Annotated in this window: 23 protein-coding genes, 1 tRNA gene and 1 pseudogene; 14 read left to right on the top strand and 11 right to left on the bottom strand. The window is 61.9% G+C overall.

All coding sequences use genetic code 11. From position 1 onward, the window contains the following. Nucleotides 1–72 precede the first annotated feature (72 nt). Entirely contained in the window at nucleotides 73–561 is a 489-nt protein-coding gene (locus tag ACR3FF_RS12960) for a GNAT family N-acetyltransferase (protein ID WP_458188489.1), read from the bottom strand. Between the two features lie 104 nt (nucleotides 562–665). On the opposite strand from ACR3FF_RS12960, the gene ACR3FF_RS12955 reads away from it, so the two are divergent. The 3 genes from ACR3FF_RS12955 (at nucleotide 666) to ACR3FF_RS12945 (ending at nucleotide 3,222) form a co-directional block, all read left to right on the top strand. Continuing rightward, nucleotides 666–1,091, top strand: a complete 426-nt coding sequence (locus ACR3FF_RS12955; protein ID WP_458188488.1) for an archease — start codon at nucleotides 666–668, stop codon at nucleotides 1,089–1,091. A 70-nt stretch (nucleotides 1,092–1,161) separates the two neighbouring features. Further along, nucleotides 1,162–2,619 carry an RtcB family protein gene (locus ACR3FF_RS12950; protein ID WP_458188487.1) on the top strand — a complete coding sequence of 486 codons (1,458 nt, stop codon included), beginning with the start codon at nucleotides 1,162–1,164 and terminating at the stop codon, nucleotides 2,617–2,619. 129 nt (nucleotides 2,620–2,748) lie between these two features. After that, nucleotides 2,749–3,222: a hypothetical protein gene (locus ACR3FF_RS12945; RefSeq protein ID WP_458188486.1), complete on the top strand. Its 474-nt coding sequence runs from the start codon at nucleotides 2,749–2,751 to the stop codon at nucleotides 3,220–3,222. A gap of 36 nt (nucleotides 3,223–3,258) precedes the next feature. Here the strand turns inward: ACR3FF_RS12945 and ACR3FF_RS12940 are convergent, their stop codons facing one another. Next, the gene (locus ACR3FF_RS12940; protein WP_458188485.1) at nucleotides 3,259–3,564 is read right to left on the bottom strand and encodes a DUF7969 family protein; all 306 of its coding nucleotides are present in this window, start codon (nucleotides 3,562–3,564) and stop codon (nucleotides 3,259–3,261) included. A gap of 176 nt (nucleotides 3,565–3,740) precedes the next feature. Here ACR3FF_RS12940 and ACR3FF_RS12935 point away from each other — a divergent pair, with 176 nt between their 5' ends. Continuing rightward, complete coding sequence (locus ACR3FF_RS12935; RefSeq protein WP_458188484.1) at nucleotides 3,741–4,592, top strand: eIF2B alpha/beta/delta subunit family protein; 852 nt, start codon at nucleotides 3,741–3,743, stop codon at nucleotides 4,590–4,592. Between the two features lie 45 nt (nucleotides 4,593–4,637). Here the strand turns inward: ACR3FF_RS12935 and ACR3FF_RS12930 are convergent, their stop codons facing one another. Beyond that, nucleotides 4,638–5,786, bottom strand: a complete 1,149-nt coding sequence (locus ACR3FF_RS12930) for a Gfo/Idh/MocA family protein (RefSeq protein ID WP_458188483.1) — start codon at nucleotides 5,784–5,786, stop codon at nucleotides 4,638–4,640. Nucleotides 5,787–5,950: 164 nt separating this feature from the next. On the opposite strand from ACR3FF_RS12930, the gene ACR3FF_RS12925 reads away from it, so the two are divergent. Next, nucleotides 5,951–6,382, top strand: coding sequence for an NUDIX hydrolase (locus ACR3FF_RS12925; RefSeq protein ID WP_458188482.1), 432 nt, complete (start codon nucleotides 5,951–5,953; stop codon nucleotides 6,380–6,382). A 10-nt stretch (nucleotides 6,383–6,392) separates the two neighbouring features. Here the strand turns inward: ACR3FF_RS12925 and ACR3FF_RS12920 are convergent, their stop codons facing one another. Continuing rightward, entirely contained in the window at nucleotides 6,393–7,364 is a 972-nt protein-coding gene (locus ACR3FF_RS12920) for a sugar phosphate isomerase/epimerase family protein (RefSeq protein ID WP_458188481.1), read from the bottom strand. A gap of 107 nt (nucleotides 7,365–7,471) precedes the next feature. Here ACR3FF_RS12920 and ACR3FF_RS12915 point away from each other — a divergent pair. Then, nucleotides 7,472–8,481, top strand: a pseudogene (locus ACR3FF_RS12915) (DUF2332 domain-containing protein). Here ACR3FF_RS12915 and ACR3FF_RS12910 read toward each other — a convergent pair. From ACR3FF_RS12910 to ACR3FF_RS12880, 7 genes are all read right to left on the bottom strand, one after another. Next, nucleotides 8,473–9,540, bottom strand: a complete 1,068-nt coding sequence (locus ACR3FF_RS12910) for a Gfo/Idh/MocA family protein (protein ID WP_458188480.1) — start codon at nucleotides 9,538–9,540, stop codon at nucleotides 8,473–8,475. The pseudogene ACR3FF_RS12915 and the gene ACR3FF_RS12910 overlap by 9 nt on opposite strands. A gap of 128 nt (nucleotides 9,541–9,668) precedes the next feature. Further along, entirely contained in the window at nucleotides 9,669–9,872 is a 204-nt protein-coding gene (locus ACR3FF_RS12905; protein WP_458188479.1) for a DUF8005 family protein, read from the bottom strand. 1 nt (nucleotide 9,873) lies between these two features. Beyond that, nucleotides 9,874–11,061 carry an ABC transporter ATP-binding protein gene (locus tag ACR3FF_RS12900; RefSeq protein ID WP_458188478.1) on the bottom strand — a complete coding sequence of 396 codons (1,188 nt, stop codon included), beginning with the start codon at nucleotides 11,059–11,061 and terminating at the stop codon, nucleotides 9,874–9,876. 6 nt (nucleotides 11,062–11,067) lie between these two features. Then, nucleotides 11,068–12,000 (bottom strand): carbohydrate ABC transporter permease, encoded by a 933-nt coding sequence (locus ACR3FF_RS12895; protein ID WP_458188477.1) that lies wholly within the window; start codon nucleotides 11,998–12,000, stop codon nucleotides 11,068–11,070. After that, a complete protein-coding gene (locus ACR3FF_RS12890) occupies nucleotides 12,001–12,981 on the bottom strand; it encodes a carbohydrate ABC transporter permease (protein ID WP_458188476.1) in 981 nt (326 codons plus the stop codon). It abuts the gene before it with no gap. A 12-nt stretch (nucleotides 12,982–12,993) separates the two neighbouring features. After that, the gene (locus ACR3FF_RS12885) at nucleotides 12,994–14,451 is read right to left on the bottom strand and encodes an extracellular solute-binding protein (protein ID WP_458188475.1); all 1,458 of its coding nucleotides are present in this window, start codon (nucleotides 14,449–14,451) and stop codon (nucleotides 12,994–12,996) included. Between the two features lie 256 nt (nucleotides 14,452–14,707). Beyond that, nucleotides 14,708–15,694, bottom strand: coding sequence for an aldo/keto reductase (locus tag ACR3FF_RS12880; RefSeq protein ID WP_458188474.1), 987 nt, complete (start codon nucleotides 15,692–15,694; stop codon nucleotides 14,708–14,710). A 398-nt stretch (nucleotides 15,695–16,092) separates the two neighbouring features. On the opposite strand from ACR3FF_RS12880, the gene ACR3FF_RS12875 reads away from it, so the two are divergent. The 8 genes from ACR3FF_RS12875 to ACR3FF_RS12840 all read left to right on the top strand — a co-directional run bounded on the left by ACR3FF_RS12875 (nucleotide 16,093) and on the right by ACR3FF_RS12840 (nucleotide 22,350). Beyond that, entirely contained in the window at nucleotides 16,093–17,004 is a 912-nt protein-coding gene (locus ACR3FF_RS12875) for a DUF106 domain-containing protein (protein ID WP_458188473.1), read from the top strand. Between the two features lie 36 nt (nucleotides 17,005–17,040). Then, on the top strand, nucleotides 17,041–17,619 hold the full coding sequence (gene cmk / locus ACR3FF_RS12870) for a (d)CMP kinase (protein ID WP_458188472.1): 579 nt from the start codon (nucleotides 17,041–17,043) through the stop codon (nucleotides 17,617–17,619). Continuing rightward, on the top strand, nucleotides 17,619–18,491 hold the full coding sequence (locus ACR3FF_RS12865; RefSeq protein WP_458188471.1) for an RNA-guided pseudouridylation complex pseudouridine synthase subunit Cbf5: 873 nt from the start codon (nucleotides 17,619–17,621) through the stop codon (nucleotides 18,489–18,491). The genes cmk and ACR3FF_RS12865 overlap by 1 nt, the downstream gene beginning before the upstream one ends. Nucleotides 18,492–18,573: 82 nt before the next feature. Continuing rightward, nucleotides 18,574–19,632 carry a succinylglutamate desuccinylase/aspartoacylase family protein gene (locus ACR3FF_RS12860; protein WP_458188470.1) on the top strand — a complete coding sequence of 353 codons (1,059 nt, stop codon included), beginning with the start codon at nucleotides 18,574–18,576 and terminating at the stop codon, nucleotides 19,630–19,632. 44 nt (nucleotides 19,633–19,676) lie between these two features. Continuing rightward, a tRNA-Pro gene (locus tag ACR3FF_RS12855) sits at nucleotides 19,677–19,747 on the top strand. Nucleotides 19,748–20,040: 293 nt separating this feature from the next. After that, nucleotides 20,041–20,997 carry a glycosyltransferase gene (locus ACR3FF_RS12850; protein WP_458188469.1) on the top strand — a complete coding sequence of 319 codons (957 nt, stop codon included), beginning with the start codon at nucleotides 20,041–20,043 and terminating at the stop codon, nucleotides 20,995–20,997. Between the two features lie 46 nt (nucleotides 20,998–21,043). Beyond that, nucleotides 21,044–22,021: a beta-ribofuranosylaminobenzene 5'-phosphate synthase family protein gene (locus ACR3FF_RS12845; RefSeq protein ID WP_458188468.1), complete on the top strand. Its 978-nt coding sequence runs from the start codon at nucleotides 21,044–21,046 to the stop codon at nucleotides 22,019–22,021. 11 nt (nucleotides 22,022–22,032) lie between these two features. Then, nucleotides 22,033–22,350 carry an RAD55 family ATPase gene (locus ACR3FF_RS12840; RefSeq protein WP_458188467.1) on the top strand — a complete coding sequence of 106 codons (318 nt, stop codon included), beginning with the start codon at nucleotides 22,033–22,035 and terminating at the stop codon, nucleotides 22,348–22,350. The last annotated feature ends 101 nt before the right edge of the window (nucleotides 22,351–22,451 follow it).

The raw sequence follows: 22,451 nt of genomic DNA, 5'->3' as shown, positions 1-22,451 counted from the left end.
CGATTAAAGCGTTGTTTCTTCGATTCAAGTGCTCGTTTCTTCGGGATAATGGCGCTACTGCGCGGCGAAGCCTTACCCGCGCATGAAATCCGAGAGTCGCTTCGCGATGCTCTCTTCTTCGCCCAATCGGAGATAGTACGCGTCGCCTGCGTCCTCGTAGTAGTTGTCGATTCGGCGAACGACTTCGAAGCCGAGGTGGCGGTAGAAATGGAGTGCGTTTTCGTTCGTCGTTCGAGCGTGGCATGTCACGGAGTCGTGGTTGTCGGCGACCTTCGCGACCAACCGCTGGCCGAACCCTTGCCCCCGGAAATCGGTATCGACAGCGAGAAAGAGGATGTATCCGTCGCGCCGCACTGCTGCGAAGCCGATGAGACGCTCACCGTCGTCTTCCTCGGTGACGTAGCAGTAGACGGTCGAGCGACGGTAGGCGTCCGTGAAAAAGCCCCGTCGCTGTTTCAGCACGTCCTCTCGTTGCCGGATATTCTCCTTCAACGTCCACGCCTCCTCGACGTAGCGATTGTCGCCCGGCGGAACGATTCGCGTGTCGATATTTACGCTCACTGGCAGTGAGTAGCAGACAGTTCAATATAATTCCACCGGCATAGGGACAGATTGACACGGACGAAGTGGTAAGCCTGATACCCGTCGCGGGCGACCTTCGGACGATGAACTTCGCACTACGCGAGCACACCGCCGACGTCGCGGTCGAAGCCACGGCGAACTCGCTCTCTGCCGTGTTCGCCGCCGTCGCCGACGGCATGGCCGCTGCGATGTGTGACGAGATACCCGACAGCGGAGAGCGATTCGACCTCACGGTGTCCGCCGAGGGTCGAGAGGCGCTGCTGTTCGACTACCTCGACGAACTCATCTACCAGCGCGACGTGCGCGGCGTGCTCCCGGTGGAAAACGAAGTCACCGTCCACGAACCGAATGTCCACGACGCCGACGGCGAGTGGACGCTGGCGGGAACCGCTCGAGGCGTGCCCCTCGCGGGACTCGGGGCACGGGAGATCAAGGCCGTGACCTACTCCGAGATGGCCGTCGAGGAGACGCCCGAGGGGTGGCGCGCCTACGTGGTTTTCGACGTGTAAACCGCTCACGTCGCCTTCGGCCGAAACCGAACTCCGAAACGTCTTCGGAGTACGCGCCGTACGTTCGAGTATGAACACGTACACCGCCGGAGACATCACGCTCGAAGAGGTTCGGGAGCACGTCTGGGAGATTCCACGGGAAGACGGGATGGGGACGCCCGCGCGGGTGCTCGCCAGCGAGAAACTGCTCGACCAGATTGCAGACGACAAGACGCTCCAGCAGTTGCGGAACGCGACCCACCTGCCGGGCGTGCAAAAACACGCGCTCTGTATGCCCGACGGCCATCAGGGGTACGGATTCCCGGTGGGTGGTGTCGCCGGAATCGATGCCGAGGAGGGCTGTATCTCGCCGGGAGCGGTCGGCTACGACATCAACTGCGGCGTCAGGATGATGCGGACGAACCTCATCTACGACGACCTCCGAGGACGGGAAGCGGAACTCGTGGACGCGCTGTTCGCCAACATCCCGTCGGGACTCGGCGGCGGTGGGGTCGTCAAGGGGGACATCGACGACGTAAACGACATCCTCGACAGGGGGATGGCGTGGGCGCTGGACGAGGGGTACGCCGTCGAAGCCGACCTCGCCCACTGCGAAGACGAGGGCGTTCGCGCGGAGAGCGACCCCTCGAAGATATCCCAGAAGGCGAAAGACCGCGGGAAAAATCAGATAGGGAGCCTGGGGAGTGGCAACCACTTCCTCGAAGTCCAGCGCGTGACCGACGTGTTCCGCGAGGACGTGGCGGATGCGTACGGGCTCGCAGAAGAGCAGATCGTCGTGCTCATCCACTGTGGGAGCCGCGGACTGGGCCATCAGGTCTGTACCGACTACCTGCGGAAGATAGAGAAAACCCACTCCGGACTACTGTCGAAACTTCCCGACAAGGAACTCGCCGCCGCGCCCGCCGGGAGCCAACTCGCGGACGACTACTACCAGGCGATGGGGGCGGCCATCAACTTCGCGTGGGTGAACCGCCAACTCATCATGCACCGAACGCGGCAGGTGTTCGAGCGCGTGTTCGGGCGGTCGTGGCGCGAGATGGAGATGGATCTGCTGTACGACGTGGCACACAACATCGCCAAGAAGGAGACACACGAGGTCGACGGCGAAAAGAGAGAACTGTATGTCCACCGGAAGGGTGCGACGCGAGCGTTTCCCGCAGGGCACCCCGAGGTGCCCGGCGCGTACCTTGACGTCGGCCAGCCCATCATCATCCCCGGAAGCATGGGTGCGGGGAGCTACGTGCTCCGCGGTGGCGAGGAGTCGATGAACCTCAGTTTCGGGTCGACTGCCCACGGCGCGGGCCGCGTCATGAGTCGGACTCAGGCGAAAAAGGACTACTGGGGCGGCGACGTGCAAAACGACCTCGAACAGGAACACATCTACGTCAAAGCCCAGAGCGGCGCGACCGTCGCGGAGGAAGCGCCCGGCGTCTACAAGGACGTGGACGAAGTGGTGGAAGTCTCCGACGCGCTGGGCATCGGTGACAAGGTAGCCCGAACCTACCCCGTCTGCAACATCAAGGGGTGAACGAATTAGTAAAATTTTCTTTTTTACTAATCACAATCTTTTGATACCATAGCGTCGTACCGGACGTATGCAACGACGAGCGGTGCTGGGCATACTCGCCACTGCCGCTACCGGGGGGGTCTCGGTAGTGTGCTGAATATCGCTTCGCGGAGGTCGTTTTCCATCGACAGCGACCCGGTACCCGACGGGCTCCCGGCGACGGTAACTGCGGACCTCCTCGCGACGGAGACGGCAAAACAGCTACCGCGCATTCGAGTTCGGTTCGAGTGTACGGCCGACGAAGCGCGGACGTTCCGATTCGGTTATCCTGACCCCTTCGCGGACACCACGAGCGTGGTAGACGACGGCGCGAAACTCCTCCTCCAGTACGAGGCGACATCGGACGACAGACGGTCTGGCTGCTGGAAAACCCGGAATCTGGCCGGTCAGGACGCGGTCGAATACCGGACGCTCGCGCCCGGCGAGCGAACGCACGTCGAGTGGTCGGTGCTGAATCACGCGAAGAATGAGGCGTGTTTCCCGGACGGTCGGTATCGCTTCGAGGACCAGTACGGCGTGGGCGGTGAGACGTACGCGTGGGGATTTCTGTTCAAGGTGCGGTGAAGCGGGAAAGCGACGGTCCCACTCGGACCGTCTCCACTACGTTCTGAAATCGAAGTTCGGTACGTCCTCGGGTCTGAGCGGCACGTGCGGGTCGAGTTCGTCGCCGCCGTCGAACTTCACGAAGTTCAGATAGTACAGTTCACCGCATCCCTCACCGTCGGTCTCTTTCGCACCGCAGACGATTTCGACGCCGTCTGCGTCCTCGAACGCCTCGTAGGCAGGGGCGTACTCCCAGCCGTCCAGCGGGTGGGCGGTCACCGACTTGTCTGCGAGGCGGGCGTCGCGTTCCAACGTTGCAATCGCGCCGCAGTGGGGACAGTAGTAGCGAACGGGAACGGTCATGAGTGGCGATTGGCGTTCGACGTACGTAAACGGAACGTTGATTCTCGTTACCTGGTGATTTCGAAAGCCAGTGTCGGAGGACGACCGCGCGTGCCGTTGGCCCTCTGAGTCGGTTCCGTCATCTCCGGAATCGGAAACCCAGAACAATCATGTGTCCCGACGGACTCCGTTAGCGCATGATAGACGAGACAGTCGAGGAGATACAGGAGATGCAGACACACAGCTCCTCGACAGTCGCGGTCAAAGCCGCGCGGGCACTGGAAGACCTTCTGGAACGGGATTTCGAGACGGTCGAGGAGTTCGAACGCGCACTCGACCACAACAGCAATGCCCTCCGACGGGCCAATCCCTCCCACGCCTCGCTCGTCACGACACAGCGCGCCATCGTGACGATGGTCACCGAGGCAGAAAACGAGTCGGTCGAGGCGGCCAAAGAACGGACGAGAGAGGCCATCGACAGCGTCGTCGAACAGGTCGTCACCGCCAAGCGCCGGGCCGCCGAGAACGCCGCGCCGCTGTTCGAAGACGGCCTGACGTTCATGACCCACGATTACTCCTCGACTGTGCTGGAGGCGGTCGAACACGCCGTCGCGGACGGCGCGTACCTCGACGTGTACGTGCTGGAGGCTCGCCCGCGCTACCTCGGTCGGAAGACCGCCCGCGTGCTCGGTGAAATCGACAACGTGGACGTGACACTCATCGTGGACAGCGCCTCGGGCCACTACCTGCCGGAGTGTGACCGCGTGTTCACCGGCATGGACTGCATCGTAGACGAGACGCTCTACAACCGCGTCGGAACCTTCCCCCTCGTCACCACCGCGAACGAGGTCAGCGTCCCCGTGACGACCATCGGTTCCAGCGCGAAAATCGTCGGCGAAGCGTTCCGCTTCGAGAACGACTTTCGCTCCGGGAGTGAAGTGATTCGAGAACCCGCCGAGGGCTTTTCCGTGGCGAATCCGGCCTACGACGCGACGCCGACCCGCCTCCTCGATTCCGTCGTGACGGACGAGGGGACGTGGGAGTACTGAACTCTCGGTACCGCCCGACTTCTCGCCGACCGACCTGACACTGCTCTACTCGACCGCGACCCACTCACCGCGCTCGTCGCTCTTCTCGATGGCGTCCAACACGCGCTGAACCGCCAACCCATCCGCGAAGTTCGGGTGATACTCGCTTCCTGCTCCGTCGGTTTCACCGCCTCCGTCCCGAGGCGTCTCTGACGCCTCGTCGTCGACCGCCGAGAGGAACTCGTAGTTCTCGTGGACGAAGGTGTGCTCCCAGCCGATGACGTGTCCCGGCGGCCACCAGTGGTCGATGTAGGGGTCCGATTCGTCGGTCACGAGCACCGTCTCGTAGCCGCGGTCGTCGCCCCGCAGGACTTCGAGTTCGTTGAGGCGTTCGAGCGAGAACTTCAGGCTCCCCTCCGACCCGTGAATCTCGATGGAGTGGTCGTTCTTGTGCCCCGTGGCCAACCGCGACGCTTCGAAGGTTCCCATCACACCACCCTCCAACTCGGCCTGCGCGGAGTAGGCGTCGTCTACCGTGACCGGTCGAGTCTCGTCTTCGTCGGGGACCGGGCGCTCGTCGACGAACGTTTCGAGGTGACCCGAGACGCGCTCTACGTCGCCCACGAGGAATCGCGCGAGGTCGATGGTGTGCGCCCCGAGGTCGCCGAGCGCGCCACTGCCCGCCAGTTCCTCGTCGTTACGCCACGACCACGGCGCGTCGGGGTCGACCAGCCAGTCTTGCAGGTAACGCCCGCGGAAGTGGTGTATCTCACCGAGCACGCCGTCGTCGATGAGCCCCTTCGCGTACTGGATGGCCGGGATGAACCGGTAGTTGAACGCGGTCGCGGTGGGGACGCCCGCCGATTCTGCGGCGTCGGCCATGCGCTCTGCATCCTCCACCGTGGCCGCGAGTGGCTTCTCACAGAGCACCGGGACGCCTGCGTCGAGCGCGGCGATGGAGGGTTCCGCGTGCACGAAGTTCGGTCCGAGATTGTAGAAGACGTCCACCTCGTCCACGACCTCCTCCCAGTCCGTGCTCGTCTCGGCGAATCCGAGACGGTCTGCCGCCTCCGCGAGCGCCTCTTCGTCTCGCCCGACGAGGACGTGACGTTCGACGTCCGGTGCGTCGGGGAAGAACATCGGGAGGCGCGCCAGTGCGTTCGCATGGGCGTTGCCCATGAATCGATAGCCGAGAACGCCGACTTTCAGCGTCATAACTGGTTTTGGATTCTTCGGGAAGGGGCTTAGTGTTTCATGGCCCGCTACGTGACCAGTTCTTTCGAGAATACGTTTTGCGAAGGAGGGTTCGAGATATCTTCTATGGCTTTCGTCACCACTCCGGTATATTTATCAAATGAATTCGATTATTCACAGAATCCATGTCCGAAGATCACATCCGGGTCTCCACTCGGGGTTTAATCCGCCGCGATGATGAGATCCTCGTCGCGCGAGACCGTGATCCCGCTGAGGGCAGCCCCTTCCACTACCTTCTCGGTGGGGGCGTCGAGTTCGGCGAGCACAGCGAAGCCGCCCTCCACCGGGAGTTCGAGGAGGAACTCGACGTCTCCCTAACGAACGTGGCACACCTCGAAACCTACGAAGCAGTGTTCACATTCGACGGCCAGCGAGAACACGAAGTCTGGCGCGTCTACGAGGCAGACATCGTCGAATCGTGGCCCGACAAGGAGGATTCGTTTCCGGGCTACGAACCGGAGTTCGACGAAGAATTCGAGTGTGTCTGGAAATCGCCGTCCGTATTCACCGAGGGAGACGAAATCCTGTATCCCGAACGGCTTCTGGCTGATCTGTAAGTCGCGCTCGCTACTCGGCCCAGTAGGCTTCTCCGGGCGAGGTTCTGAACACTGCGCGCTGTAGCAGTTCGACCGCTTTCTCCAGCCCCTCGCGCGAACTGGTCAACGAATCCTCGTGCTCGATGGAGAGAGCGCCATCGTAGTCGATCATCCGGAGCGCGCTGACGACGTCTTTCCAGTGCTCCTCCCCGTGACCGTAGCCGACCGACCGGAAGAGCCACGAACGATTGGCCTCCTCGGTGTACGGCGTCGTGTCGAGCACGCCTTTGTACCGCGACTGTGACTCGTAGACTTTCGTGTCTTTGGCGTGGAAGTGGTGGATGGCGTCGTGCTCACCGAGGAACCGGATCGCCTCGGGAACGTCGATACCCTGCCAGTAGAGGTGGCTCGGGTCGAAGTTAGCGCCGATACGCTCGTTGGTCGCGTTCCGCAGTTCCAGCATCCCTGCAGGTTCGTGGACGAGCATGTTCGGGTGCATCTCGATGGCGACGTCGACGCCGTGGTCGGCGGCGTGCTCCGCCACGTCGCGCCAGTACGGGATGGCGACCTCCTCCCACTGGTACTCCAGCGCGTCGGCGTGCTCCGAGGGCCACGGAGCGGTGATCCAGTTGGGCACCTCCTCGTTCGGGCCGCCGCCCGGCAGGCCCGAGAAGCACGTGACCGCGTCGATGTCGAGTTGGTCGGCCAGTTCGATTGCCTCGCGGAGTTCGGTATCGGCCTCCTCGGCCTCTTCCTCGTCCGGGTGGAGTGGGTTGTTGTGGGTCGCCAGCGCGCTAATACGCATATCGTACTCGTCGATCAGGGCGCGGAGGTCGTTCTGTGCGTCCTCGTCGTCGAGATACTCCTCTCGTGACAGATGGTCTTCGCCGGGATAGCCACCACAGCCGATCTCGACCGCGTCGACGCCGATACCGTCGAGATAGTCGAGGGCGTCTTCGAGCGACTCGTCACCGAGCGGAACCGTGAGAACACCGATGTCCATGTTGGGAACGATTACTGCATTCGGGAATAAAATTTCGGCACCAAAGGTTACGCTATCCAGAAATCCATCCGATAACGTTTACGCTTCCTGAAAACTCATCCGATAATATGACTCTCTCGGAACGATTCGAGGACTTCGCCGAGTGGTGTGTCGGAACGTCGCCACTGTACGAGCGCATCTCACACGGCGTCGCATCCGACCCTACGCTTCTCGCACTCGCCGAAGAAGTCCCATCGAAGCGGTCTCATCCACACATTTTGCTCGCGGCAGTCCACTCGCGTCTCCTCGCAGGAACTGACCACGCACTGGCCGACTACTATCCGACCGTCTCCGACGACCGCGAAGACGGCGACCGCTTCCTGCGTTTCGTGACTTCTGCACGGAGTACGAAGACGACCTCTTGCCCATCCTGCACAGCCGCAGAACGCAGACGAGCGCAGTCCGGCGCTGTACCGCGCTCTTTCCTGCGTTCACGCACGTCTCTCGCGAAGTCGGTGGTAAACCTCTCGCTCTCGTCGAACTCGGGCCGAGCGTAGGTCTCAACCTCTGCTGGGACTACTACGCCTACGCCTACGATTACGGTGACGCTGGCCGGTACGGAACCAGCGAATGTGTCCTCGACTCGGAGGTCAGAGGTGAGCAGTCGCCACCCCTTCAGAACGAGTTTCCTCCCGTCGCGTCCCGCGTCGGCATCGATCTGAATCCACTCGACGTGCGCGACGAGAGCGACGTCAGGTGGCTCCGCTCGTGTGGCCCGAACACACCGACCGCCACCATCTTTCGGGAGGCCGCCTCCGTCGCCCGACAGCACCCACCGGAACTCCGCCAGGGAGACGCGGTCGAGCGACTGCCGGACGTACTACAGGAGATACCGACCGACGTCCCGGTCTGCGTCTTCGACACGCAGATGCGCTATCAACTCCCTGAGTCGGTACAGGAACATCTCCAAGGACGGATCGAAGACGCTGCAGAAGACCGGACGCTTCACTGGCTCTCGGGTCACCAGGCAGCCCCGGAGTGGGACAACGCGCTCACGCTCGACTGGTTCGACGGCGACGAGTCTCGGCGGCTCGCGGCCTACGAACCGCACGGAAAATGGATCCAGTGGCTACTGTAACTGCACTGCCGCATCCTGTTCCGCAGAACGATAGATCGCGTCGATGACGCGCTGGACCGACAGCGCCTGGTCGACGGTGTTCATGTTCGGTGTGACACCCTCTCTAACCGCTTCGAAGAACACGCGCTGTTCGGCTTTGTGGGCGTCTTCCTGGCGTGTCCGGACGTCGTTGTTGGAGAAGTGGTCCGCACCGACCATGTCCGTCTCGAAGATGGTGAGCGAGTCGTCGCGTTTGTCGAAGCGCGCTCCGGCGTTCGTTCCGCGGATGAAATACTCCTCGCTCGACTCGCGGTTCGCCGCCCACGCGACTTCGAGTGCGATGGTCTTGCCACCGGCACACCGGATGAACGCGCTCACGGAGTCGTCGACCGTGAACGGCCCGGACTCGGTGTCCTCGCCCCACATCTCGAGGTACGTGTAGTCATCTCGACCGCCGAACTGCGACCGAACCTCACCGCTCACTTCGACGACGTCCGGAAAGTCGTGGAAGTGGAGTGCGAGGTCGATAGCGTGGACCCCGATGTCGATGAGTGCGCCACCACCGGCCACGTCGCGATTGGTGAACCACGACCCCCGTCCCGGAATCCCTCGACGGCGGATGTAGTTGGCCTCGACGTGGCGCGTCTCGCCGAACCGACCTTCGTCCTGATAGCCTTTGACGACTTCGACGGGATTACGAAAGCGATTGTGGAAGCCGACCATACAGAAGCCCTCGGAGTTGCGGGCCGCCTCCGCGATTCGCTCCGCGCTCTCCAACGAGTGGGCGAGCGGCTTTTCGAGTAGCACGTCGAGTCCCGCGTCCAGAGCACTGACCGCGTACTCCTCGTGGAACTTGTTCGGCGTGGTGACGATGACGCAGTCGATGTCGGACTTATACAGTTCCTCGTAGCTCTCGAACGAACGGGTGTCGTACTTCTCGGCGAAGCGCGCTCGTGCATCGGGGTTGATATCGACCCCGCCCACGACCTCGTGGCGTAAATCAGCTATCCTATCCGCGTGATAATGTCCAATATTCCCGAGACCGACGAACCCAACTCGAACCGGCTCACTGGCGCTCATAGTTAGCGCTCACCTGTGAGACGGAGTTATTCTTTTCCCTTCGTCGTCCCGGCTCACCACTACTGGTATGTTCACATCGGCTACGTGAAACCAAACGGACAGGACTCGAGTAGTCGCCGGGAGTCACGTCAGTACAGTTGTTGTTTCTTTTCTTCGCGTTCGTGCTCCCGTTCTTCCTCCGCCTTTCGCGCTCGTCGGTTGGCGAGCAGTGTTCGGATACCGGGCAGTATCTTGTTCTTCAAATCCAGCGCGAACGAGACGATGCCGTACGCCCAGAAGAAAAACAGGAGCGTCCCGGCCCCGAAGTAGAACAGCCCGAGTTCCGTCGCCATCTCAGTCGTCTCCCTCCGCTTCGGTGCCCGTGGCTTCGGCCTCGACCGGTGCGAACTCCAGTCCGTGGACGATGGCCTCTCCCGTCTGACTGTCGAAGAGGTGGATGCGCTCTCTGTCGAGGACGACCTCCACGCTCTGATCGATGTCGATGTCCTTGTCGGGGCTGACGCTCATCAACAGCTGGTGGGCGTCGTCCGCTTCGGCTTCCATCCCCGCCGCTTCGCTTTCACCCGTGAGGATGTAGACGAAAATCTCGTCGCCCATCGGTTCGAGCACGTCCGTCGTCGCGTCGATACGGTGGGTCGGATTCGACACCTTGTCGGAATCCTCGACGAGATAGACGTCTTCGGGACGGACGCCGAGCGTAACCTCGTCACCCTCGGTGACGCCGGTGAGTTGACCGGGGTCGAACTCCACGTGGTAGTCGGGCATCTCCAGCCCGTTCGAATCGACGGTGCCCTCCACGAAGTTCATGCTCGGCGACCCAATGAACCCGGCGACGAACAGGTTCGTCGGCTCGTTGTAACACTCGAGCGGTGCGGCGAACTGCTGGAGTTCGCCCTGGTTGATGACCGCGATGCGACTCGACATGGTCATCGCTTCCGCCTGGTCGTGGGTGACGTAGACGATGGTCGCGTCGAGTTCCTTGTGGAGTCGCTGGAGTTCAGTACGCATGTGGACGCGCAGTTTGGCGTCCAGGTTCGCCAGCGGCTCGTCCATCAGGAACACCTCGGGTTCGCGGACGATGGCGCGGGCGATGGCGACGCGCTGGCGCTGGCCGCCGGACATCTCGTCCGGCATCCGATCCATCATCCCTTCGAGTTGGACGACCTCCGCGGCGCGGTCGACGCGGCGGTCGATCTCGTCCTTGTCATAATCGCGGAGTCGCAACCCGAAGCTGATGTTGTCGTACACGTCCATGTGCGGGAACAGCGCGATGTTCTGGAACACCATCGCTATCCCGCGGTCTTTCGGTGGGAGGTTCGTCACCTCACGTCCGGCGATCGATATCGTCCCCTCCGTCGGCATCGTCAGCCCGGCGATGGTCTCCAACGTCGTGGATTTTCCACACCCCGACGGTCCGACCAGCGTGACGAACTCACCGTCCTCGATGGTGAGATTCATGTCTTCGACTGCCGTTACATCCTGGTACCGTTTCGTGACGTGTTCTAAGTTGACTTCACCCATTTTGTATCACTCCTTCAGTGCTCCAGCCGTGAGTCCGCTGACGATCTTCTCCTGTGCGACGACCACGAGGATAGCGATGGGCAGAACGCCCACGATACTCGCTGCTGCCATCAGGTTGTAGAACTGGGCGTACTGACCCTGATATCCCAGAATGCCCCAGAGAAGTGGGGCCCAGTTCTCCGGCTTCCCGTTCGTCATCAGGAACGAGAAGAAGAACTCGTTGTACACCGAGATAAAGGTTAGCACGCCTGCCGTCGCCACGCCCGGCGCGGACAGCGGCATGATGACGCGGAACAGCGCGCCCAGCCGCGTCGTTCCCTCGATTCGTGCGGCGTCTTCCAGACCGTCCGGAATCTGGCCGTAGAACGTCGTCAGGATGAATATCGACAGCGGCATGAACAGCGCGCTGAACGGCAGTACCATCGCACCCGGCGTGTTGTACAGCATCGGACTGCTGAGACCGAGCACCTCGACGTTACCGGTGAACAACCGGAACAGCGGCAGCAAGAACGCCGCTGGCGGGAAGTACGAGATGGCGAGGATGAGCAACATCAACGCCCCTCGGCCGGGGAAACTCAGCCGTCCGAAGACGTACCCCGCGAGACTGGCCAGAATCAACACGATGGCAGTCGTGATGAGCGCCAGCACGAAACTGTTGAACATGAAGATGTGGAACGGTAACTGCTCGAAGATGGTCACGAACGCCTCGGGGTTGAACCCTTTCGGCAGGAACCAGATGTTCGAGATGGCCTCCCGTGGCGTCAGTGCGAGCACCAACAGCCAGTAGAAGGGAAACAGCGTGGTAAACAGGAAGAAGATGGTCACCACGTAGAACATCGCCTGATAGGTCCGTTCAGGATTCTGTATCGATCCCTGTACCCAGCGCTGGAACGGGCCACCCTCCGCTTCGGACTGCGTCGTCTGGTCTGCTTGCGCCATCTAGAATCCCCCCTGTGCGCTGTCGCGGAACTTGAAGATGTACACCGACACCACGATTCCGATGATGGCCGCCGTGACGAACGCGATGGCCGCCGCAGTGCCGAAGCGTCGTGTGCTGAACGTCGTGACGACCAGACAGGAAAGCGAGGGCACCGTCGTACAACTAGACACCGTCTCAATGAGGCCGAAAATGCGCATCGCCGCGATGGTTCGGAACAGCATGGCGACCATCACCGTCGGGAACACGAGTGGCAGCGTTATCATCTTGAACTGCTGCCACTTCGACGCGCCCGCGACCCTCGCTACGTCGTAGAGACTTCGGTCGATGCTCTGGAGCCCCGCGAGGATGAGCAGGGCCATGAACGCCGTCGTTTTCCACACGTCTGCGACGACGATGATGCCGAGCGCAGAGCTGCTTTTGACCAGCGGCGTAGTCGTCAACCCTATCATCCCCATGAGTTCGGCACCGAACCCGATGCCCGGCTGGAACATCAGGTAGAAGATCATCCCCTGGATGACAATGGGTACCGCCCACGGAATGATGATGGCGACACGAACCCAGCGCCGGCCACGGAAGTCTTGATCGAGTACGAGCGCCTGCCCAAACCCGATGACCGTCTCGATGGCGACGCTGACGATAGTGAAGATGAACGTCACGACGAGCGCACTCTTGAACGGCTGACTGAAGTCGATGAACGGCTGTGGCAGCGCCACGGTGTCCAACTTCCCCGTCAGGAGGGCGGCGTAGTTCTGTAATCCGACGAACTCGCCGACCTGTGACGCACCGCGGAGGCTGTCGGCGCGAAGGGACATCTGGAACGTGCTGAGGAGCGGCCAGAACGCGATGATACCGAGCAGCAACAGCGCTGGTAGCAACAGCAGGTAGGCAAACTGCGTCTCGCTCAGATTTTCCATCCACCGAACGGTACCGGCGTACACCCCGGACTTCTGCTCTTCTCTACGTGCTTGTTCTGTTGACATTCTTGTCACACCCTACTTGTTGTAGTCCTCGATCTCCTTGATCTGACTGTTCAGCGACGACATCGCCTGCTTGGGAGCCGCCTCTCCCGAGTACGCCGAGTGAACGCTCTGTGCGATCTTCCCGGACTGCTGTGGCCAGACGACCGAGACGGGACGCGGTAGGGCGTTTTGACCAGCGATCTTCAGCGTATCGACGTACCGACCCATGACTGGGATGTTCTTCGCCCGTTTAGTCTCGAGAACCCCTGGTTCCGGCGGAATCCAGCCGATGGTCTCGAACAACTTGAGTTTGAAACTCTGTTTGGTCATCGCCTCGAGCGCCTGCACCGCCTTGTCCTTCTTGTTGCTGTTCGGATTGATAGCGACGTTCCAACCGCCGAGCGCCGAGGCGATACCGCCGAGTCCTTTCCCGTCGGCTTCGCCCTCCTTGACGCCGTACGGTATCGGCATCACGCCGAGGTCTTTGCCGAAGACTTTCTTTTCGCCGTTGATGAGGATGGAGTACGGCCAGTTGCGGTGCATGACCGCATTCCCGCTACTGAACGGCGCACGCGAGGTCTCTTCCGTCCAACTTAACACCGCTCGTGGCGCGATGTTGCCTGCGTAGTCGCTCAGGGTGTTCGGAGCACTGTTTCCGTGGATAAACGTCCGAATCATCTTCACCGAGTCGATGACGTTCTTCGAATCCAGCGTGACGGGACGTTTCCCGACCGGCCCGAGCAGGTTGTCGATACTGCCGAAGTACGTCCCCCCCCAGCTGGTGATGAACTCGTTGAAGTCACAGCAGGACAGCCCTTCGTAGATGCTCGACTGGAAGGTGAATCCGTACTGCATGTTGTTGTCCTTTTTCACCTTCTTCGTCACCTTCGAGAATTTCTTCCACGAAATCCCCTCGGTCGCCCAGTTCTCCTTGTCGGGACTGAACCCGGACTTCTTCACGAGATCCTTTCGGTACTGTATCGTCCCGAAGTCGGAGAACAGCGGAATAGCGTAGAGGTCACCGTTGTTCGACTTGCCGGTGATGACGCTTCCCTGGAAGTAATCGTTGTTGACCTTATCCTGCGCTTCCTTTGACATGTGCTCGCTGAGATTCAACAACTGACGGCGAGCGATGAAGGGAATTGCCCAGCCACTGTCCACGAGCAACATATCGGGTTCCGATAAGTTGGCGGACAGCCAACGCTGGTACTGTGACTGCCTCGCACCAGTGTTCTCGTTCCCTGCGAGAACCTCGAGCTTGATGTTTTCGTCCAGTCCGGCCTCGTGGAGCGCCTTTTCGATAGTATCTTTGTTCGTTTGGATGTCGTCGTCGGCTGCCCACTGGATGACGTTCGGATTACCCGATTGTCCCCTGCTGGTGCATCCAGCGAGACCTGCTGTCGTTCCAGATGCACCGACAGCTTTCACGAACTTCCGTCGTGAAACGCCATCTTGCCGACACCGACTGTCGCTCTCGCTAGCACCCACCATGCCCTGAGACCACGTAGCAAATGCATTTATAACTTTGGTGCGATTGACTACTTTCGTTGTATCTTTTTCTGAACACGAACTACCACACTCGTGTAAATTAAGTACAAGGTGTGTAAAACGATTTGTGGCCGATTGGAATCACTTTTTTCGAACTCAAGCGAAATATATCGGATTAACCACCATTACGGATGGAACCGTTCCCTCCGCCAGACAGCAAACAGAATCGACGGACTGGACCGACGTGATTGGATTCTCGTCAGACATCCGCTATCTCGCGCGACCAGACCGGCGATTTTGGTGATTCGAGTCGCTTCAGTTCCTCGTCTGAGAGCGAGACGTCGAGCGACGCGACGTTCTCCTCCAGGTGGTCGATGGTGCGCGGGCCGATGATAGGTGAGTCGACCACCGGTTTATGGAGTAACCACGCCAGACTGACCTGTGCGGGTGTGACCCCCTTCGTCTCGGCGATGGCGCGTACCTCGCCCAACACGGCCCAATTGTCGTCGGTGAACCGCGCTTCGGTGTGCTCGTCTTCGGTCGCTCTACCGTCGGTCGGTTCCTCACCGCGGTCGTACTTGCCCGTCAGGAACCCGCCAGCGAGCGGCGACCACGGGATGACGCCGATGTCCTCTCGCTCGCAGACGGGCAGTACGTTCTGCTCTTCGTGGCGGTCGACGAGATTGTACTCCGGTTGCATGCAGGTAAACCGCTCGTAGTCCCGAAGGTCGCTCTCGTAGAGCGCCCTGGTGAACTGCCAGGCTGCCATCGTGCTCGCGCCGATGTAGCGAACCTTCCCCGTCTCGACGAGGTAATCGAGCGCGGAGAGCGTCTCCTCGATGGAGGTCGACTCGTCCCAGCGGTGAATCTGGTAGAGGTCGATGTAGTCGGTTCCGAGGCGATCGAGACTCGCTTCCACCTGGTCTAAAATGTGCTTTCTGGAGAGTCCCTGTCCATTCGGGTGGTCGCCCATCTGGCCGTACACCTTCGTGGCGACGACGAGTTCGTCACGGTTGCGCCCTTCGATGACCTCGCCGACTATCTCCTCGCTCTCGCCGCGCGAGTAGACGTTCGCCGTATCGAGGAAGTTGATGCCCATGTCGAGCGCCCGGTCGATGAGTTCGAGACTCGCCTCCTCGTCGTTCATCATCCACGGTTGGTCGCTCCCGAAGTTCATACAGCCCAGACAGAGCCGCGAAACTTCGAGGCCGGTACCGCCGAGTTTGGTGTACTCCATCTCCGTCATGGTTCGTTCGTTGGTTTGTCGGACATCCGGTATAGGGTTAGGGGCAGTTCCGGGGTACAGCCGAAGACAGAACGGTGCGACCTCGTGGGCAAAACAGGGACGTCCCCGAACTCCGGTCACACGACTCCCGAAGACGATGCGGTTTGTCTGCGTTCCGAGAAATTCCGCATCTCACAGCACAGTCCCCATTCTACAGTACAGTCCCTATTCTATCGTATTGTCTTTCGCGTCACACGCGGGCAAAATCTGTCCCGAAAGGCGCATCTACGAACGACGAGACGAGAGACGGCGTCACGACCACGAGTGTATCCGACCGGTTTCGACGGTTCGCGCTTCCATCTCGTGGCGCTCGTGTGGATGCCGAAGGTTGATTAACGGCGGATTCCAAACCCGTGGTAATGGCACGGACAGCGCAGAAGGTAGAGTCGCTCATCGCCGAGGACGCGGCGATGGCCGACGCCCTGTCGGTCGTGTACGAGCGCACCGACGAGGGGTCGAAGGAAATCGACTGGGGTGACGTGAGCGACGAACTCACCAGCGGTCAGTGGGGCCGTTTGATAGAGAAGGGCATCCTCGTCGACGGCGACGAGGGCTTCGAACTCGCCGACGCCGACGCAGTCGAGAGTGGACTGAACGGGACGAGCGAGACCGCCTCGTCCACGACCACCACGACGACCGACGTAGACGACGTGGAAGGGACGACGTGGTCGAAGTGGGACAAACTCGCGGCGGTGGCGAGCGTCGGTCTGTTCGCGGGTTACTCCATCGCCTCGGTTCGCAACGTCATCGGGCAGACGCTGAACGTCGTGCTCGGCCCCGTCCAGGAGATGCTCCCGTTCTACGTCGTCATCATGATTCTCGCCATGCTGACGGGGCTCTACTCGACGCTCTTGCAGGACAACCTGATGAACATGGAGAAGATGAGCGTCTATCAACAGCGGATGAAAGACATCCAGCAGCGCCAGAAGGAGGCCAAAGAGCGCGGTGACGAGCAGGCCATGGAGCGCATCCGCGAAGAGCAGATGGAGGCGATGGGCGACCAGGCGGGCATGTTCAAAGAGCAGTTCCGCCCGATGGTGTGGACGATGTTTCTCACCATTCCCGTCTTCCTCTGGATGTACTGGATGATAAAGGAGAACGGCGACATCATTACGCCCCAGAAAGTCATCATGCCGCTCGCCGGGGAAAGCGGATGGCAAGGTGGCGTCATCGGCCCGATGCAGGCGTGGATCGTCTGGTATTTCCTCTGTTCGATGGCGTTCACGCAGCTCATCCGCAAGGCGCTGAACATCCAGACGACGCCGACGTAACAAAACCTCTTTCTTCGTCCTCGTTCGAGAGCAGATATGCTACTGACAGTCTCCGGCCCGCCGGGGAGTGGGAAGAGTACGACCGCCGAGGGACTCGCCGAGACATTCGGATTGGAACACGTGAGCGGCGGCGACATCTTCCGCGAACTCGCCGCGGAGCGTGACCTGACGCCCCTCGAATTCAACAAACTCGCCGAGGAGGACGAGCAAATCGACCGTGACCTGGACAGACGACTCCGGGAGATCGCCGTCGAACGCGACGACCTCGTGCTCGAATCCCGTCTCGCGGGGTGGCTCGCTGGCGACCACGCCGACTTTCGCATCTGGCTCGACGCACCGCTCGACGTTCGCGCCGCCAGAATCGCCGACCGCGAGGGGAAATCCGTCGACCAGGCCGGAACCGAAACCCGCGCCCGGGCGGGCAGCGAGGCCCAACGCTACGAGGAGTACTACGGTATCGACATCGGCGACCTCGGCATCTACGACCTCAGCATCAACACGGCGCGGTGGAATCCCGACGACGTTCTCGACATGCTGACGACCGCCATCGAGGACTACGACCCCGAGGCGGACGAGGGCAAGTACCCGATTACCGGCGTCTCCTACGACTTCTGATGACCCTCCGCGGCCCACCAGACGACCGCTCGCCCGCCGACCTCCTCGAGTTCGGCGTCGTCAATCTCGACAAGCCCCCCGGCCCCTCGGCCCACCAGGTCGCGGCGTGGGTCCGTGACCTCTGTACGGTCGACCAGGCGGCCCACGCCGGAACGCTCGACCCCAAAGTCACGGGCTGTCTGCCCGTCCTGACCGGCACGGCGACACGCCTCTCGCAGGTCTTCCTCGAAGGAGCGAAAGAGTACGTCGCCGTGCTCGAACTGCACGACGAACCTCCTGCCGACATCGAGGCTATCGCGAGCGAGTTCGAAGCACCGCTGTATCAGAAACCGCCCAGAAAGAGCGCCGTCTCGCGCCGACTCCGCGTGCGTGAGATATACGACCTCGACGTGCTGGAGGTGCGCGAGAGGCAGGCACTCCTTCGGATTCGCTGCGAGAGTGGTACCTACGTCCGAAAGCTCTGTCACGACCTCGGCCTCGCGCTCGGGACGGGCGCACATATGGGCCACCTGCGCCGAACCGCGACCGACCCCTTCGACGACACCGACCTCGTGACGCTCCACGACCTCTCGGACGCGCTGGCCCACCTGGACGAAGAGGGCGATGACGACTGGTTACGCGAGGTCGTCCATCCGGCGGAACGCGCGTTGTCACACCTCCCGAGCGTGACCATCGCCCCGAGTGCCGCAGAAGAAGTCGCGCACGGCGCGCAGGTGTACGCACCCGGCGTCATCGACGCGGACGAAACGGACGAGGACGAACTCGTCGCCTGCTTCACGCCGAACGGCGCGGCGGTCTGTCTCGGCAGGATGGTCGGCGATGCGGAGGCGGAGCGGGGAGAAGTGGTGGAGTTGGAGCGCGTACTGGTCTGATTCGAATGTCGAATCTCCCACGCCGATTTCCCACCACTGCCGCTACGCACCATTTTTTACCACCCGCCGAACACCTCCCGGTATGCAAGTCGACACCGCAGAATCGACGCCCGGCGAACTCACCACCGGGTGGCTGGACGTCACCGACCTCCCGACAGGAACGCCCGAACGGCTCCCCGTTCTCGTCGCCGAGGGCGAAGAAGATGGCCCGACGCTCTGGATTACGGCGTCGATTCACGGCAACGAGGTAACCGCCATGGCCACCGCACAGGACGTGATGAAAGAGAACCTCGAATCCGAGATACGGGGTACCGTGGTCTGTCTCCCGAACCTCAACCCGGCGGGGCTTCGTCGGACGAATCGCGCGTCCTACTACCACGGCGACGACCCGAACCGCTACTTCCCCGACCCCGATGCCGATAGCTCGCGCCCGCCGCGCGTGCAGGAGCTCATCGACGGGCGAATCTACGACGCGTTCGAGGAGTCGGCGGACGCACTGGTCGACCTGCACACCGCACAGGTCGGTTCGATTCCGTTCGTCATCCGGGACAGGGTCCTCTTCGGCGAACAGCGTGATGAAGAGCAAGCCAACCAGCTCGCGGAAGAACTCGGACGCCTCGTGGACGCCTACGACTTCCCGGTCGTCAACGAGTACGCCGCAGCGGAGTACGTCGAACAGAACCTCCAGCGTTCGACCGCGGGTGCGGCACTGAACAACGCCGGGATTCCGGCCTTCACGGTCGAACTCGGCGGGTTCGAAGTGGTCGAAGAAGACACCCGGGCGAGGGGCGTGACGGGGCTGTTGAACGTCATGCGCGAACTCGACATGCTTCCCGGGGACCCGGACCCGACGGGACTCGAATCGCCCGTGGAGTTCCCCGTCAAACGCGCCGTCCACCCCCACACCGACACGCCGGGAATCGTTCGCCACCGCGTCGAGGCGGGGGACACCGTCGAGGAAGGCGACGTCGTCGCGGACATCGTGACGCCCCACGGCGAAAAGAAATCGACGGTCGAAAGCGACCACGACGGCTACGTCATCGGCAGGTATCACGGCGTCGCGGCGTACGAAAACGACCCGCTCGCCAGTCTGGCAGTGCGCGACGACGGCGACCTCGTCGTCCCGCGAGACCAGGAGTGAAACGAAGGGCTTAACTCAGGGACTCGCCTCTCTGGAAACGTCGCGGGACCGTGGGGTAGTGGTATCCTCTGCGGATGGGGTCCGTAGGACCCGAGTTCGACTCTCGGCGGTCCCATTTTTCGGTGGAAGTACGAACAGCGAGCGACGTCGTCTTTCGGTAGTCCCATTCTTCGATGAGAGGCCGAAAGACGAGCGAAGCGTGTCTGTCGGAGTTCCACGATTTTGCGGCGTGCACCGAACCAGCGCGAGAATCTCGTCTGGAAGATTGCGGTGACGGTCCCGTCTCGTGGCATCACGACGCGATACGGGCAGGTGTGTGACGCCGACTGCATCTCGTCTCACCGCTCAGTTTGTGGCCGAACTCACAAAATCCAAATATACTTGCCACGGGACGGTAGACATTCTTCCATGAGCCAGACCGTCGCCGTCGCACATTATCCGGAGGGTGCGGGTCACGCAACCCGGATGCTCGCGGTGGCACAGGCACTGGAAGGGCCGGAAACCGGGGTCGTTCTCGCAGGGGGTGGCCCGGGGTCGCGGTTCATCGAGCACAACGGGTACGAGGTGTACCGTCCAGCGACGGTCGACTACATCGGCGATTATCAGGGCGGATCGCTGTTCGACGTGGTGACACAGAGCGTTCCCAACAGCGTGAGACGGGTCTCCGATTTCGTCCGGTGGCTTCGCCGAGAGGATCCCGACGCCCTCGTCACCGACGACATGTTCGCCGCGATGGCGGCCCAGTGTACCGCAACTCCACTGTACGTCCTCACGCACAACGCCGCCTCCTACTACGACGCCGCCATCGAACAGGGGTTCACGTGGCTCCTCAACCGCTACCAGCTCTCGGTTGCTCGCGCGTTTCTCTTCCCCGCCGTCTGGCCGCCGGACCGGGGCGACCCACCCGGAGTCGTTCACGTTCCTCCGATTGCACTCGAACCCAACGGCGAGACAGCGCCGGACGACATCGGCGTCCTCGTCGTCCCGAGCACCTACTCGACGAACTTCGACGAACTCGCCACGGCGCTCCGGCGAGAGGGCCACGACGTCACGCTCGTCGGCGACGACGACTGGGAGTGTGCCGCGTCGCTCCTCCCGTGGATACGGGCCGCCGACGTGGTGGTCTGTTCCGGTTACTCGACGGTGATGGAGGCAGCCGTAGCCGGGACACCCTGCGTCATCTACCCCTTCACCGACGAACAACACGGCGTCTCGCGGGTAATCGAGCGCCGAGGATTACGCGGGTTTCAGGTCGAACACTCGATTCCTCACGTCGCGCGCGCAGTGGACCACCCACCTGAGTCTCCGAACTACGAGAACGGTGTCGAACGGGTGGCGGAGTTCGTCCTCGACAACCTGAGCTAATTGCCACTGCCGAAACCACCTTTCTTCCCCTCCTCGAACCACGGGTATGGCACGGGTGACGGTCGGGGCGCGACTCCACTTCGGCTTCCAGAACCTCTCGCTCGCTCACGAGCGACTGTACGGGGGACTCGGAGTCGCACTCGAATCGCCGACCGTCTCGGTCGAAGCGCATACCGCAGACGAGGTACTGTGTGACGACCCCCGAACCCGCGAATATGCTCGCTGTGCGACCGGCGTGCTCGGCGTACCCGGAGCCGACGTTCGAGTCCACGAACGGCTTCCGAGCCACGTCGGCCTCGGCAGCGGGACGCAACTCGCGCTCGCCGTTCTCGCGGCGGTGGCACGGGCACACGACCGGCGGCCGAACGTCCGCGAGAATGCACCCGCACTCGACAGGGGTGGACGAAGCGGTATCGGCGTCTCGACGTTCGAACGCGGCGGTTTCGTGGTCGACGCAGGACACCCCACCGAACGGTTCACGACCGACCGCCCCGCTCGCGGCGAGTGGTCGGTTCCGACGGTCGTCGCCCGTCACGACGTTCCCGACGACTGGCGGTTCGTCGTCGCGCTTCCGGACGCAGAACCGGGGCGAAACGGCGACGACGAAGACGCGAGTATGCGCGCCGTCGTCGAACGCGCGGACCCCGCCATCGCCGACGAGATCTCCGCAGTGCTTCTCAGGCGCGTTCTCCCGGCCATCGCGGGCGACGACCCGGAAGCGTTCGGAAGTGCGGTCGCCGAAATCGGCCGACTCAACGGCGCGTGGTACGCCGACGAGCAGGGAGGCGTCTACCGTCCGCCGGTTGGCGAACTCGTGACGGCGATGGAGGCGTCTCCGGCTATCTTCGGAGCGGGGCAATCCTCGTGGGGGCCTGCGGTGTACGGCGTGACGACGCGAACGTACGCCGACTCGGCCGTCGAGTCGGCGGAGACGGCCCTCGAATCGGCGGGCGTCGGAGGGGACGTGCGGGTCGCCCGCCCGCGTAACCGGGGTGCGAGCGAAAACGGTAAGGAGCAGGATTGAGAGAAGTTGACATGAACCGAATCCCTTTTGGCGTCTCGCAGTTCGACTCGCTCATCGGTGGGGGGTCGCCGCCAGGGAGCGTCGTTCTGTTGGCGGGCGACGCAGGGGCGGGGGCGCGCGAGTTCGCCTACACCAGCACCACGATAAACGCCCTCGGGCACGCCGATACCGACCTGTTCGAATTCCACTACGGGTCGGTCGACTCGCGAGCGTCGCTCCCGGACGAGATTCACTACGTCTCGTTTACCGCCAGCGAATCGGAGATATACGAGGAGATTACCCACACCATCGACGAGGTGTTGGTCGCCCCCGCATTCGTATTCGGTTAAGACGTAAAACCAGCATACAGTGCTGCATTCACCTCCTCAAGAAGCGTCTGGCGTGACGGAGCTGGTTGTCTCGCCTCTCGATACCACGTGTTCGGGAGATT

The sequence above is a fragment of the Haladaptatus ordinarius genome (assembly GCF_054177595.1).
Note: the sequence above shows the minus strand (reverse complement) of the source record. Positions and strands in the feature narration are given on the sequence as shown.

What these genes read in the sequence shown, in the direction of transcription:
- ACR3FF_RS12890 (WP_458188476.1), bottom strand. Translation starts at nt 12,981, where the DNA reads ATGTCAACAGAACAAGCACGTAGAGAAGAGCAGAAGTCCGGGGTGTAC.
- ACR3FF_RS12875 (WP_458188473.1), top strand. Translation starts at nt 16,093, where the DNA reads ATGGCACGGACAGCGCAGAAGGTAGAGTCGCTCATCGCCGAGGACGCG.
- ACR3FF_RS12860 (WP_458188470.1), top strand. Translation starts at nt 18,574, where the DNA reads ATGCAAGTCGACACCGCAGAATCGACGCCCGGCGAACTCACCACCGGG.
- ACR3FF_RS12925 (WP_458188482.1), top strand. Translation starts at nt 5,951, where the DNA reads ATGTCCGAAGATCACATCCGGGTCTCCACTCGGGGTTTAATCCGCCGC.
- ACR3FF_RS12895 (WP_458188477.1), bottom strand. Translation starts at nt 12,000, where the DNA reads ATGGCGCAAGCAGACCAGACGACGCAGTCCGAAGCGGAGGGTGGCCCG.
- ACR3FF_RS12940 (WP_458188485.1), bottom strand. Translation starts at nt 3,564, where the DNA reads ATGACCGTTCCCGTTCGCTACTACTGTCCCCACTGCGGCGCGATTGCA.
- ACR3FF_RS12905 (WP_458188479.1), bottom strand. Translation starts at nt 9,872, where the DNA reads ATGGCGACGGAACTCGGGCTGTTCTACTTCGGGGCCGGGACGCTCCTG.
- ACR3FF_RS12900 (WP_458188478.1), bottom strand. Translation starts at nt 11,061, where the DNA reads ATGGGTGAAGTCAACTTAGAACACGTCACGAAACGGTACCAGGATGTA.
- ACR3FF_RS12910 (WP_458188480.1), bottom strand. Translation starts at nt 9,540, where the DNA reads ATGAGCGCCAGTGAGCCGGTTCGAGTTGGGTTCGTCGGTCTCGGGAAT.
- ACR3FF_RS12955 (WP_458188488.1), top strand. Translation starts at nt 666, where the DNA reads ATGAACTTCGCACTACGCGAGCACACCGCCGACGTCGCGGTCGAAGCC.
- ACR3FF_RS12920 (WP_458188481.1), bottom strand. Translation starts at nt 7,364, where the DNA reads ATGGACATCGGTGTTCTCACGGTTCCGCTCGGTGACGAGTCGCTCGAA.
- ACR3FF_RS12880 (WP_458188474.1), bottom strand. Translation starts at nt 15,694, where the DNA reads ATGACGGAGATGGAGTACACCAAACTCGGCGGTACCGGCCTCGAAGTT.
- ACR3FF_RS12930 (WP_458188483.1), bottom strand. Translation starts at nt 5,786, where the DNA reads ATGACGCTGAAAGTCGGCGTTCTCGGCTATCGATTCATGGGCAACGCC.
- ACR3FF_RS12845 (WP_458188468.1), top strand. Translation starts at nt 21,044, where the DNA reads ATGGCACGGGTGACGGTCGGGGCGCGACTCCACTTCGGCTTCCAGAAC.
- ACR3FF_RS12950 (WP_458188487.1), top strand. Translation starts at nt 1,162, where the DNA reads ATGAACACGTACACCGCCGGAGACATCACGCTCGAAGAGGTTCGGGAG.
- ACR3FF_RS12885 (WP_458188475.1), bottom strand. Translation starts at nt 14,451, where the DNA reads ATGGTGGGTGCTAGCGAGAGCGACAGTCGGTGTCGGCAAGATGGCGTT.
- ACR3FF_RS12850 (WP_458188469.1), top strand. Translation starts at nt 20,041, where the DNA reads ATGAGCCAGACCGTCGCCGTCGCACATTATCCGGAGGGTGCGGGTCAC.
- ACR3FF_RS12865 (WP_458188471.1), top strand. Translation starts at nt 17,619, where the DNA reads ATGACCCTCCGCGGCCCACCAGACGACCGCTCGCCCGCCGACCTCCTC.
- ACR3FF_RS12840 (WP_458188467.1), top strand. Translation starts at nt 22,033, where the DNA reads ATGAACCGAATCCCTTTTGGCGTCTCGCAGTTCGACTCGCTCATCGGT.
- cmk (WP_458188472.1), top strand. Translation starts at nt 17,041, where the DNA reads ATGCTACTGACAGTCTCCGGCCCGCCGGGGAGTGGGAAGAGTACGACC.
- ACR3FF_RS12935 (WP_458188484.1), top strand. Translation starts at nt 3,741, where the DNA reads ATGATAGACGAGACAGTCGAGGAGATACAGGAGATGCAGACACACAGC.